Source organism: Bacillus sp. JJ1127 (assembly GCF_036965845.1).
In the GTDB taxonomy this organism is placed as follows: domain Bacteria; phylum Bacillota; class Bacilli; order Bacillales; family Bacillaceae_G; genus Bacillus_A.
In genome coordinates, this window is sequence record NZ_JBALQK010000432.1 from 634 (window position 1) to 991 (window position 358).

Below are 358 nucleotides of genomic sequence, written 5' to 3' on the forward strand. Positions count from 1 at the left end.
AAAGCTTATAAAGAAAAGTAAGGTTCCTGATATTCAGTTTCACGACCTTCGACATACCCATGCAACTTTAATGTTGAAACAAGGTATTCATCCGAAGATTGTAAGTGAACGACTAAGACATAAAAGAGTAGGTATCACATTAGACACCTATTCACATGTTATACCAGGCCTACAAGAAAAAGCGGTAGAAGATTTTGCAAATAATCTATTTTGCAAATACGGATTTTGCATAAAAATACTAGCAAATTCGTATGACAATGAAGGGAGTCAAAAACATGAGAGAAATCAAGTCTGACAAGGAATTCAAAGACATCATTGCAAGCGAGGAGCCAGTAGTAATTAAGTTTTTCACAACATG

The 358-nt window shown here is 34.9% G+C and carries 1 protein-coding gene and 1 pseudogene; both read left to right on the plus strand.

All coding sequences use genetic code 11. The features are described 5' to 3' along the window. The coding region (locus V7183_RS25560; RefSeq protein WP_335361291.1) for a tyrosine-type recombinase/integrase at positions 1–295 on the plus strand (295 nt) is incomplete at its 5' end. Continuing rightward, positions 276–358 (plus strand): annotated as a pseudogene (locus tag V7183_RS25565) (thiol reductase thioredoxin); the annotation flags it as partial. The gene V7183_RS25560 and the pseudogene V7183_RS25565, both read left to right, overlap by 20 nt.